Origin of the sequence: Agrobacterium pusense, assembly GCF_900102105.1 — a bacterium.
In the GTDB taxonomy this organism is placed as follows: domain Bacteria; phylum Pseudomonadota; class Alphaproteobacteria; order Rhizobiales; family Rhizobiaceae; genus Agrobacterium; species Agrobacterium pusense.
The window spans coordinates 82,280-94,572 of record NZ_FNBB01000013.1; the positions used below are offsets into that span (position 1 = coordinate 82,280).

The window sequence follows — 12,293 nt, forward strand, 5'->3', positions numbered from 1 at the left end:
CCATGTCTACATTTGAACGCTATCTGACTGTGTGGGTGTTCGCCTGCATCATCGTCGGGATTGCCCTCGGCCACCTCATGCCCGGCGTATTCCAGGCGATCGGCGCAGCCGAAGTCGCCAAGGTCAACCTGCCGGTGGCAGTGCTGATCTGGCTGATGATTATCCCGATGCTGCTCAAGATCGATTTCGCGTCCCTCGGGCAGGTCGGCCGCCACTGGCGCGGGATCGGCGTGACCCTGTTTATCAATTGGGCAGTAAAACCTTTTTCGATGGCGCTGCTTGGCTGGCTGTTCATCGGCTATCTGTTCCGGCCCTACCTGCCGGCCGGCCAGATTGAGTTCTACATCGCCGGCCTGATCATTTTGGCCGCCGCGCCCTGCACCGCCATGGTGTTCGTCTGGTCGAACCTGGCCAAAGGCGAGCCACATTTCACGCTGAGTCAGGTCGCGCTGAACGACCTCATCATGGTGGTGGCCTTCGCGCCGATCGTCGGCCTGCTGCTCGGCCTCTCGGCCATCACCGTACCTTGGGACACCCTGATCCTGTCGGTCGTGCTCTACATCGTCCTGCCGGTGATCGCGGCCCAGCTGCTGCGCCGGACGACCGATATCACCCGCCTCGGCGCCAAGCTCCAGCCAGTGTCTTTGCTGGCGCTGCTCGCCACCCTGGTGCTGCTGTTCGGCTTTCAGGGCGAACAGATCCTGGCGCAGCCGAGCGTGATCGCGCTACTCGCCGTGCCGATCCTGATCCAGGTCTATTTCAACTCCGGCCTGGCCTACCTTCTCAATCGCATGAGTGGGGAGCAACACTGCGTCGCCGGCCCCTCGGCCCTCATCGGTGCATCCAACTTCTTTGAGCTGGCGGTGGCAGCGGCCATCAGCCTGTTCGGCTTCAATTCCGGAGCGGCCCTGGCGACCGTCGTGGGCGTGCTGATCGAAGTGCCGGTCATGCTGTCAGTGGTTTGGATCGTCAACCGCAGCAAGGGCTGGTACGAGCGCGGCGCCGCCGTCCGCTCCTCCGTTTCCACCATCGAAAGCGCCTGACAACATGGACGTCACAATCTATCACAACCCCGCCTGCGGAACGTCGCGCAACACACTTGAAATGATCCGCAACGCCGGCATTGAGCCGACGGTAATCGAGTACCTGAAGGATCCACCAAGCCGCGAGCAGCTGGTGCAGATGATCGCCGATGCAGGGCTCACCGTGCGCCAGGCCATCCGCGAAAAGGGCACGCCCTACGCTGAACTCGGTCTCGACAACCCGGATCTCACGGATGATCAGCTGCTCGACGCCATGCTCAAGGATCCGATCCTGATCAACCGCCCGTTTGTGGTGACACCACTCGGCACGCGCCTGTCGCGGCCGTCTGAAGCCGTCCTCGACATCTTGCCGGACACCCATAAGGGCGCCTTCACCAAGGAAGACGGCGAACAGGTCCTTGATGCGGAGGGCAAGCGCATTGGCTGATTTTCCTGCCGCGGAGTTAGCGCACCTGCGCCAGCCGGACTTGGGCGCGCTGCGTCCGCCGTCCTCGGCCCACAAGCCTCGGATCCTGATCCTCTACGGCTCGTTGCGCCCGGTCTCGTACAGCCGGCTCCTTGCCCAGGAATCCGCGCGCCTACTTGAACACTTCGGCTGCGAGGTCCGGATCTTCAATCCCGAAGGCCTGCCGCTTCCCGATGCGGAGCCGGTGAGCCATCCAAAGGTGCAGGAGCTGCGTGAGCTGTCAGCCTGGTCGGAAGGCCAGGTCTGGGTCAGTCCGGAACGCCACGGCTCCATGACCGGCATCATGAAGGCGCAGATCGACTGGATCCCGCTTTCGGTCGGTTCTGTGCGGCCGACGCAGGGTAAGACACTGGCGGTGATGCAGGTTTCTGGCGGCTCGCAGTCGTTCAACGCCGTCAACCAGCTTCGTGTGCTCGGCCGCTGGATGCGGATGGTCACCATCCCGAACCAGTCGTCGGTCGCAAAGGCTTTCCAGGAATTCGACACTGACGGCCGCATGAAGCCCTCGTCCTATTATGATCGCGTCGTCGACGTCTGCGAGGAACTCGTCAAGTTCACGCTCCTGACCCGCGATGCGTCTGCTTACCTCACCGATCGCTACAGCGAGAGAAAGGAAGAAGCGGAAAAGCTGGAACAGCGCGTGAGCTTGAAATCCATATGACCACTCGCACCCCGATCGCCGCCGTCCTGATCCTTGGTCTGACCCAGATCATCGGCTACGGCACCCTCTATTACAGCTTCAGCATTCTCGCGCCTGATATGGCCAAGGACCTGGCGTGGTCCACCGAATGGGTCTTCGGCGCGCTTTCGGCTGCCTTGCTCATCGGCGGCATCACGGCGCCATGGCTGGGCAGCCTGATTGACCGGATTGGAGCGGGTAGGGTGATGACCGTTGGGTCGGCTGTGGCGGCACTGGCGCTGATCGCCTGTGCCTTTGCACCGGGCAAGGTAAGCTATGTCCTGGCCCTCATTGCCATCGAGACCGCTGCCAACCTGGTGCAGTATGGCGCTGCGTTTGCGCTGCTGGTGCAACTGCAGCCGGCCGCGGCGTCGCGCAGCATAACCTATCTGACTCTCATCGCAGGTTTTGCCTCGACGATCTTCTGGCCGATCACTACGGCGCTGCACGCGCAGTTTAGCTGGCAGACTGTCTATCTGATTTTCGCCGGCCTGAACCTGGCCATATGCCTGCCGCTGCACGGCTGGCTTTCGCACGACGCTACCGCGCGTCGGTCGGCGACCAAATTGGTGCCGCAGCGAGTCGAAGGCATACTGCCACCTGAACAACGTAGCCTCGGGTTCGCGTTGATGGTCACGGCGTTTTCGCTGCTATCGCTCTCCAGCTCTGCTGTGCTGGTGCATATGGTGCCGCTGCTGTCCGGTCTCGGCCTGGGCACCTCCGCAGCATTGATCGGAACGCTCTTCGGTCCGTCCCAAGTTGCGAGCCGTCTGATCAACATGGTGTTCGGCAAGAACCTGCCGGCACTGCAATTGGCGATCGTTGCGGCAGTCCTCATCCCCGGCGGCGTATTGATCCTGCAGTTCACGGCGCCCTCTATCTCGGGCTCGATGGTCTTCGCGGTTGTCTTCGGGATGGGCAATGGCCTGCTGAGCATCGTTGCCGGCACGCTGCCTCTCTACCTGTTCGGCAGTGACGGCTATGGCAAGCTGCAGGGGAAGACGATGGCCTCCAAGCTAGTCCTCTCGGCCTTGGCGCCCTTCGTCATGGCATTTGCGATGGCGAACATCGGCATTTTCCTATCGCTCACGGTCGCAGCAATGCTTGGTGCACTCGCGATCGTCACGTTCGGGGTCATCGTCACGATGCAACGCGCATATCGTCCTTCACCAATCTCAGGATGAAGTTCCGCGGGTCCTCTCGACGATGCGCCGCGGAACCGCTCAAAAGCGATCTCGCGGTTAGTACGTGAGCTGCTCAGTGCCTCAGAAGCCCAAACCGAAACGCCTCATCCATGAGAGCCTTGACGGATGAGGGCTGCCATTTCCGGCCGCCGCGAACCGGGCGCTCTCCCATCTGGTCCAACTGACCTGCGATATCCCGCAGCGTCAAAGATGGATCTGCGATTGCAATCGCCGCCACAAGCTTCATATGGCGATCGTCTACTGGTCTGCGGGGAGAACGGGCCAACAATTCGGAGTCCGCGAGCTTCTCTCTCACCAAGCGATGGACGGCGCGGCGCAGACGCTCGACGGTCCAGTCGTGGCCCTTCCGATTGAGGATCCGTACAACGTTGTCCCAGCTATGCTGCGGCCGAAGCTGCTTTACCGTCGGAAGCCAGGTTTGGGCGGACGTGATTAGTTCGTCGAGGTAGACCCGGTTTTTGGCGGCTGCGGCAGCACGGATCGCTTCTGGTCGTCGCTCGCGAAGACCCGGATTGCCTGCTAGGCGGCCACGTGCCTTGGCCGCCCTCATCCCCGACTTCGTCCGCTCGGCTATCAGCGCTCGCTCAAGCTGGGCGACAGCACCAAGGACCTGAAGTGAGAACATGCCCTGTGGCGTCGAAGTGTCGATCGGATCGCGCAGCGATCGGAAGTGAACGCCTCGTTCCTCAAGGTTCTCGATGACATCGAGCAGATGACTGACCGAACGTGCCAGCCGGTCCAGCCGCACGACTACGAGGACGTCGCCGGAAGACAGCTCCTTCAGCACCCTGGCGAGAACCGGTCGGGCACGAGAGGCGCCAGAACCATGCTCCTGGTGAATACGGTCACAGCCGGCTGCCCGGAGTTCGTCGATCTGGGCATCGTGGATCTGGTCGTCGGTAGAAACGCGTGCATAGCCGATAAGCCGACGGGGCAAAGCAGGCGCGATATTCTTCGCAGATTTTGCCATAGATTTTTCCACGATTCCGCTGCGTTTGTTCAGATAAGGAACGCACGAATAATGGTTCCTTTGCAAGCGTGTTTTACAGGCTAAACGAGAGTCCGTACAGCGCGATTTACGGGCCGGGGCGCATCTACGTCCATCGAGCGCAGCAAACGCACGCCAGCGGCGTTCTGTGGCGGAAATGCCGGAAAACAAGGCTCCAGGCGGCATCAGCCTCGATGATCATCTAAGGAATAGAGAAGGACGCCCGAAATCCGTCGTGAAAGTGTGGCGGCGCTTGCTTCGGCCGGATGGAAGGGGACGCTGCGTCGCAGCGCGCCGTCCGCCGAACTGGGGCGAAAAACGCCCGAAATCGCCGGAAATGTGGGGAATCCGCCGAATTCGGACGGCCGACAAAGTGAATTTGGGGGCTTTGTCGATCTACCATCGATAATTGATTTTTATCGATGGTTAGAACACCAACCGGCAATCATACCATGTGGCGAACTCCAATATTCGAATAGCGTTCCTTTAAAAGATCGTTTACCATAATATCAATGGCTTACGATTTTTCCGAAACCAGCATATCAGCCCTGATGCGCCCAGCTTTCGACGCTGGCGTCGCGCTCACCCGTCTCGACGAGCGGATTGCCCGCTCACCGGTCGGCGCCGGCTTCCTCGCACGGTCGCAATACGCAGATGCGTGTGCCTCCCTCTGGATCGACGGCGAACTTGTTCATCTCGGAGAACTCGTCCTCCACGACGCTCTTCGCGATACCCGCACCCCGACCCACGAACTCACCATCGCCCGCGATGTGCTGCGCACTCGCCGACGCATCGCAGGGCAGGCGCCCGACTGGGCTCTTTCTCCAGACGGTATCCGGTCCTTGCGACAGACCCAGGCGTGGCCTGGACCATCAGACGGTTCTGAAAACACCGCGGACGACGGCATGGTCGAGCCCGTAAAAATGGTCGAGCGGGAAGGGGAGGGGGACGATGATGATGCGGAAAATCTGCCCGGCGTTGACTATGCCGCCATCGACGCGCTGCTCGCCCGAACCGAGGCAGCGATTGAGGACGCCAAGAAGCCCGGCCGGGCTCTGGCTGAAACCCGCGAACGAGATCCTCTCGTCTACGATCTCGACTGGGACGAGGATGCCCGGCTCGACGAATGGCGCAACGTGTTGCGGCAGGCACAAGACTTGCCGGCGGTGCTGCAGGCGATCGTCGCACTCGATGCCTGGAACGAGCTTTCCGTCCTGCAGCATGCCCCGTGGCTCGGTCGGCTGTTTGCCGCCTCGATCCTGCGAGAAGCCGGTATCACCACCGGTATCCATCTCGCCGCCATCAATCTCGGCCTGAAAACCATTCCGGTCGATCGGCGCAGGCATCGTGATCGCGAAACCCGGCTGCTCGCCATCGCCCACGGATTTTTGGCGGTCGCCGAGATCGGCATGAAGGAGCATGACCGGCTGGTTTTGGCACGGACGCTGATGGAGCGGAAGCTGGAAGGGCGCCGCGCCTCCTCGAATTTGCCGGAACTCGTTGAACTGGTGATGGCAAAGCCATTGGTGTCGGCAAAAATGGTGGCAAAAACGCTCGAGGTCACGCCGCAGGCGGCGCGGCGGATCGTTTTGGAACTCGGGCTTCGTGAGATGACGGGGAGGGGGAGGTTTCGGGCGTGGGGAGTTATTTAGTCATTAGCAAACTTCTGCGCAAAATTTATGAACTGGTCATGCGGCAATTTGTAAGCCGCTAGTCAAAATGATGTTGCAACAACAGGCTATACTTCATGGATTGGTACGTACGTGCGGAGCATCTGAATGAGCCTTCCAGGCAAGGCGGAGATGTCGCTGAACGAGGATTTGAGTTTCAGCGGTCATATGCGGTCTTGAAGCTGGTAGAGATGCTGATCGGCGAAGGCGGGCTCTGTTCTGTCCGTTATGAGGGGGCTCAAGATGTTGATCTAATGCTCGGAGACGGGACGCAATCGTACGTACAGATCAAAGACTTCAGAAAGACCGATCTCGATTGGCCCAGAATGAAGAAGATCTTGGCCGGATTTGTTCGCGATGAGTTCGATGCAACAGTGATGAATGGGCTAAAAGCCGTGGAGACCGGCCTGCGCTATCAGTTGATCGGGGTCGGGTTGATCACCAACCAGCAAGTCTTCCAGATATTGCGTAAGTCTTTCATCGCGAAACTGAGCCGTGAAATAGTCTGTGAACAGATCAATTGCGATCCGTCACAACAGAGTTTGTATCAGGAGGCAGCGAAGAGAGCTCTCAGCAAGCTCAGCATCGATCTGGCGCCAAGGCATTTGCCAGAGCGGACTTACAGGCTGATGACAGAAGCTCACCTGATCAGATTTGGTGTTTTGCCGGCGAAGCTGGATACAGCTATCTCCACATTGACGAATGCTCTTACACGCAGAGAGCCGGTTTTTCCCCATCAAGTTGCAGACTGGCTATCTCCCTATCTCCCCGAGAGCCACCCTGGAGCGGCCAAAAGTGCGATACGGTTGGCGCCGATAAGCGATCTTAAAACTGACGCGGGCACCGAAAATTTCTTCTCCAGTCAGACGGAGGTATGGGCCGCAATATCTGCAGGTTTAGACGTCAGGCGCGATTCGTACCACGACTTGTCGGAAGTTGTGCTTAGTCCGGCGTCTCAGAAGGTGTTTCTGACCGGGCCAAGCGGGTCGGGAAAGAGCACACTCGCCCGGCGAGTCCTTTGGGACCTGCAGCGTGCCGGGAAAATTCTCGCTTTGGAGTTCATGGGGACCGAAGGCATAGATCAGGCTTGGAGCAGCGTTCTAGACCTGGCGAGAGCTCAAAAAATCAATGAGCGAACTGTTGTTGTGCTGGTGGACGATATCTTTAACCACCGTTCTCTTGTTGAACTTGCTGCGACACTCGAACCTAAGGATAATTTGAAGGTCCTAGCTACCGCTTGGCGGGTCGACAGGCCTGAGAGATTTAAAGATGGTTTCCGGTCAGTTGGTCTGGCTCATATCCGAAAGCACGAAGCCCAAAGTGCCGCCGAGGCCCTTCACGTTTCACTCGATAGGATCAAGCCAAAGGAGTTGGAACGGCTGCTCCAAGAGGGACAGTTTTTAGTACTGAACCTTGCTTTGCTAGGGAATGGAACGAGCGAGGCGTTCGGGCGGAGGTTGGTCGAGCGAATTACTGATGCCGCCCCTGAAAAGCTAGCAGGATATCTCGACCTCTGCGCCGCAGGTGTGAGTGACGCTTCTATCCCACGGAGCCTTATGGCCGCGCGAGGGCGGGAGTTCGATCGCCTGGATGAGGAGAAGAATTTTAAGGGGCTGGTTTTTGCCGTCGGCGAGGGTGAAGAGCAGCTCAGGTCTGGCCACAGGCTTCTCGCAGAGGCCGTCTTAAAGGCGAGCGGAGTATCAAGAATCCGGCGATTGCTCGAGATCGCGGAGGTTGGCGACTTCTCCATCGATCGGGAGCGGCGCTTCGCAATCAGAATGCTTGATATCGCTATAAATCCTGAGAACTCGAAACATGCACCAACGTATATAAATGTCATTCGAAGGTTGTGTTTGAAAGTCGCTGAAAACGGTGATTACGTTGATTGCAAACGTGTCGCTGCCATCATGGGCACGTTGGGTGACGCTGATTTATCATTGAAGCTTGCAGACTACGCTACCGCGGAAAGAGTAAACACCGGCCGGGACGCCGCAACCTTCCGTGCGGACTCAATCGCAAACAAAACACTACCGTCCGCGTTCCCTACTCTACTGGAGTTCTATGAGAGAGATACTACGGGCTGGGGATACAAAAATTTCGTGCTGGCTAGCAAGCATCTCGAGAGTGATCAGAAGGTCCATCTCCTTAGGCAAGCGTTCAATAAAGCGACGAAGTATCCGCACCGGACCGAAGACCTTCGAGTGTGCCTAGAATCCGTGCTTTGGATTAAGCCAAGGCCCATCTGGCTTGATAGAGCTTTTATCGACGCACTTGTCGGAGCGGATCATGACGAGTCCGTAGCACTTGCAGCTTGCAAATTGGCGATTGGGAAAATGCTGGGAAATGATGCGGTCAACGCAGCTGTGGTGTACTCGCTGCCGGTGGTGAAGGAATACAGATTGGGCTACTCCTTGCCTGGACAAATCGTAAAAGCATCTGAGCAAGCTAGTTCCAAGGTCAGAATCCAAGTGTTCACCTACCTAGCCGAATTGCTGTCAGATGGCAAAGTTGAAGAGAGCGCCGAAACACGGTTCCTTAAGATGTTAGTGCACGCAGCGCCTGATCGAAAGCTCGCGGAGCTCGGGGAATTGCTTTCAATTCCTCGACTTCTCGACGATCATATCGAGGCGGCATTGGCACATTATTATCATCGCGTTGGGAAGACCTCTTTCTCTGAGTGAATACCAGGGCAAGCGTCGCTTTACATTCGATAATGGAAATGCGCTCAGTTCCGATGGTGGTTGAGGTAATGGACGCGACTTGCCTGCATCATAACGGAATCGCCTCGGCAATTAACAGCAGGTGGGGCTGAAATATCGAGCTCGTGGGGTAGTGATTCCTGGTGGTGCAGTTGCTGAGCTTCACGCGGCTACGCGTGCAAAGGGACCCGACATGCATACGAAAATGAGCAGAAAAAGCTTCGTCTCTCATCTCGCAAAACAAAGTAACTCAACTTACGTTCTGTAATTGGTAGAAGATTCGAGCGGCGGGAGAGGTTATGGAGTTTGTCTCAGGCGATACGGTTCAGTTAAAATCGGGTGGGCCGATCATGACTGTAGAGCAGATCGGCGAGCATTGGTCGATTGAAGGCAGTGCTGTCTGGTGCGTGTGGTTTGAGAAGGTCGGCAACAAGCAGGTTGCCTCGCGCGAGACGTTCGCTGCTGTTGCGCTGGACAAAGTTGAACGACCCGGTGTCGCGTCGTTTCAGGTGACGCGGGGCTAAAACAATGATCCGGGGGGCATTCATCGGCATCGATCGGCATGCGGATCCCTTTATCGGTGATCTGACGGGAGCCGCACGCGATGCCACCGCTTTGTGGGCGGTGCTGTCGGATAGTATCGCCGATCTAAACGCGCCCCTCATCACGAGTGAAGCGGCGACGCTGGTTGCGATGCGCGATGTGCTCGACGCGACGCTTGGCGCTGCGGACGAAGATGATGTAGTGATCCTCGGGTTCGCCGGACACGGCACGCAGGACCACCGTTTGGTTCTGCATGATACGAGCGTAGCCGATCTACCGAACACGACGCTCGGCATGGACGAGCTGGCTGAGCGTTTTCGAGAAACCAGAGCGCGTGCGGTCATTCTCTTGCTGGATTGCTGCTTCAGTGGCGGTGCTCCGGCGCGCGTGATCGACGCCGGCCTTGTCCCTCGCGATGCTGTTTCTTTCCCGCTCGTCGACGTGGCGGGGCAGGGACGTATCCTGTTCGCCGCATCTGCCGCCGATCAAGAGGCGCTCGAGGATCCCCAATCACGGCACGGGCTCTTCACCAAGGCCGTCATTGACGTTTTGCTGGAGGCAGGTGGCCCTCTCGGCGTGCTTGAGCTTGTCGACCGCGTTACTCGCCTCGTCACAGCGAACGCTGGGCGATTTGGCTACATCCAATCACCGACCATGTTCGGCCAGACCGAAGGCGATCTCGTCCTGCCTCCCGGCCAGATCGGTGCCCGCTATCGCGGAGCCTTTCCGGAACGCGTCAATTTTCAGACCACCGGCGATATTCGCGAGTTGGCGGCAGCGGGTATTCCGCAAGAAGCCGTCGATGCATGGCACGAGCGTTTTCCTCAGGGGCTCAACGAACTTCAGATTGAAGCAGTCAACGAACAGGGGGTGCTGGACGGCAACTCGCTCATGGTCGTCGCGCCGACCAGCGCCGGAAAGACTTTCATCGGAGAGTTGGCGGCGCTCAAGGCCATCGCGGATGGCCGCAAAGCAGTGTTCCTGCTGCCCTACAAGGCGCTCGTGAACGAGAAGTTCGAAGACTTCTCTGCCCTCTACGGGGATCGCCTGGGACTCCGCATTGCTCGTTGCTCCGGCGATTGGCAGGATCAGGTCGGTACCGTCCTGCGCGGCAAATACGACATCGCGTTCTTCACCTACGAGAAGTTCCTCAGCATGTCGGTCGCCTCCGCGCACATGCTTAATCAGATCGGCCTGGTCGTGCTCGACGAGGCGCAGTTCATTACTGAGCCAGGTCGCGGCATGGTGGTCGAACTGTTGCTCACGAACCTTGTGAGCGCACGCCAACGTGGCGTTGCTCCGCAGCTCATCACATTGAGTGCGGTTATCGGTCACGCCAACCATTTCGACCGCTGGCTCGGTTGCGGCCTTCTGCAGACTGATCATCGGCCGGTCCCACTCGTGGAAGGCGTGCTTGACCGAACTGGTGCATTGACTCGCTTGGGGCTGAACGGTCCTGAGACCGTTCAGCTTCTCGATCGCTTTGCGGTCCGCCAGCGTGGCCAAAATCAATCGTCGCAAGACGTGATCGTACCGCTGGTGCGCCATCTCGTTGATGCCGGCGAGAAGGTCATCGTCTTCCGCAACGCGCGTGGTCCGGCGAGCGGCTGCGCAAACTATCTTTCTGCCGAACTTGGGCTACCGGCGGCGCAAGACGTGATCGAGGCGCTGCCCGAAGGCGACCTTTCCCAAATGTCCGAGAGCCTTCGACGTGCGCTCGCGGGCGGCATCGCATTCCACAACGGTGATCTCACCCGAGATGAGCGTGTTGCTGTGGAGCGCGGCTTCCGCCGGCCGGACGGCCAGATCAGAGTGCTCGTCGCGACCAGCACGGTTGCCGCGGGCGTAAACACGCCTGCATCTACAGTCATCATCGCTGAGACGGATTTCCCCGGCCGGGAACGGCAGCCATACACGGTGGCCCAATACAAGAACATGGCAGGACGTGCCGGTCGCTTGGGGTTCGAGGTTGAGGGAAAGGCTATCCTGCTCGCCGATACTCCCATGGAGCGCAATCAACTCTTCCGGCAATACGTGCAGGGTCAACCAGAGGTCATCCGCTCGTCGTTCAACCCTGAACAGCCGGGCACTTGGGTAATCCGTTTGTTAACGCAGGTGAGGGAAGTTCCGCGTGGAGCGGTCGTCGACCTGATCGCAAATACCTACGGTGGTTATCTCGCTGCCCTTCAAAATCCGACATGGCGTGATCGTATGGTCCCCACGCTGGAGCGGCTTTTGGACCGCATGATCGCCGATGGCCTGATCGAGGTAGACGGCGACAATCTCCGTCTGACCATGCTTGGACGAGCCTGCGGCGAGTCGCCTCTAACGCTCGAGTCGGCGATGCGTCTGGTTGAGCTATTGCGTCGCGTGGATCCGGCCGACGCTACGCTGGAAGCCCTTCTTGTGCTCGTCGAATGCTTGCCGGAGCGCGACGATGATTACACGCCACAGACCCGCAATGGTGAGCCGCGCTGGCAGCAGGCAGCACTTGGCCGCTTCGGACATGGCGTGGGCCGCGCATTGCAGCATCGCGCTGAAAGCGATGTTGCATTTTATGCCCGATGCAAACGCGCGCTTATTGTGAGCGACTGGATTGCTGGCGAACCGACCAACGATATCGAGGCTCGCTATTCGTCCAATGCCTTCGTCAGGGTAGGGCACGGCGACATTCGCGGCTACGCGGATGGGTCCCGCTTCCTATTGGAGTCTGCGCTGCGCATAGCCGCGATTTTACTGGAGCGGGCCGAGGATCAGGAGGCGGCCCTTCTATTGCTCACGCGGCTTGATCTCGGCCTTCCAGCCGAAGCGTTGCCGCTGAGCGCGTTAGGCTTTCCGCTGACACGAGGGGAAATTCTTGCACTATTTCGAGCCGGTCATTTGAACCGAGAGGCCGTCGCCGCCTTAACCGCTGACGCTGTCTCAGCAATCATTGGCCGCCGTGGACATGAGCTGCATGAGGCGATGCAGCCCGTCCTACTGGAAGGAACCTAAGTGGCT

General features: G+C 58.9%; 9 protein-coding genes. 8 read left to right on the forward strand and 1 reads right to left on the reverse strand.

The features are described 5' to 3' along the window. Window positions 1-2: 2 nt before the first annotated feature. From arsB to arsK, 4 genes are read left to right on the forward strand one after another with little or no spacing between them, the layout of a single operon-like run. Window positions 3-1,043, forward strand: a complete 1,041-nt coding sequence (gene arsB, locus BLU28_RS22490; RefSeq protein ID WP_077987711.1) for an ACR3 family arsenite efflux transporter — start codon at window positions 3-5, stop codon at window positions 1,041-1,043. A gap of 4 nt (window positions 1,044-1,047) precedes the next feature. Beyond that, window positions 1,048-1,470 (forward strand): arsenate reductase (glutaredoxin), encoded by a 423-nt coding sequence (gene arsC / locus BLU28_RS22495; RefSeq protein WP_077987712.1) that lies wholly within the window; start codon window positions 1,048-1,050, stop codon window positions 1,468-1,470. After that, entirely contained in the window at window positions 1,445-2,170 is a 726-nt protein-coding gene (gene arsH / locus BLU28_RS22500) for an arsenical resistance protein ArsH (RefSeq protein WP_175477725.1), read from the forward strand. The genes arsC and arsH overlap by 26 nt, the downstream gene beginning before the upstream one ends. Next, window positions 2,167-3,372, forward strand: a complete 1,206-nt coding sequence (gene arsK / locus BLU28_RS22505) for an arsenite efflux MFS transporter ArsK (protein ID WP_077987714.1) — start codon at window positions 2,167-2,169, stop codon at window positions 3,370-3,372. Before arsH ends, arsK begins: the two co-directional genes overlap by 4 nt. A gap of 73 nt (window positions 3,373-3,445) precedes the next feature. Here arsK and BLU28_RS22510 read toward each other — a convergent pair whose 3' ends face one another. Beyond that, on the reverse strand, window positions 3,446-4,363 hold the full coding sequence (locus BLU28_RS22510) for a recombinase family protein (protein WP_064264008.1): 918 nt from the start codon (window positions 4,361-4,363) through the stop codon (window positions 3,446-3,448). Window positions 4,364-4,884: 521 nt separating this feature from the next. Here BLU28_RS22510 and BLU28_RS22515 point away from each other — a divergent pair. The 4 genes from BLU28_RS22515 (at window position 4,885) to BLU28_RS22530 (ending at window position 12,287) form a co-directional block, all read left to right on the forward strand. Continuing rightward, window positions 4,885-6,033, forward strand: a complete 1,149-nt coding sequence (locus BLU28_RS22515) for an RHE_PE00001 family protein (RefSeq protein ID WP_077987715.1) — start codon at window positions 4,885-4,887, stop codon at window positions 6,031-6,033. Window positions 6,034-6,128: 95 nt separating this feature from the next. Next, a complete protein-coding gene (locus BLU28_RS22520; RefSeq protein WP_077987716.1) occupies window positions 6,129-8,732 on the forward strand; it encodes an ATP-binding protein in 2,604 nt (867 codons plus the stop codon). A 317-nt stretch (window positions 8,733-9,049) separates the two neighbouring features. Further along, entirely contained in the window at window positions 9,050-9,274 is a 225-nt protein-coding gene (locus BLU28_RS22525) for a YodC family protein (RefSeq protein WP_077987717.1), read from the forward strand. Window positions 9,275-9,278: 4 nt separating this feature from the next. Continuing rightward, window positions 9,279-12,287: a DEAD/DEAH box helicase gene (locus BLU28_RS22530; protein ID WP_077987718.1), complete on the forward strand. Its 3,009-nt coding sequence runs from the start codon at window positions 9,279-9,281 to the stop codon at window positions 12,285-12,287. The last annotated feature ends 6 nt before the right edge of the window (window positions 12,288-12,293 follow it).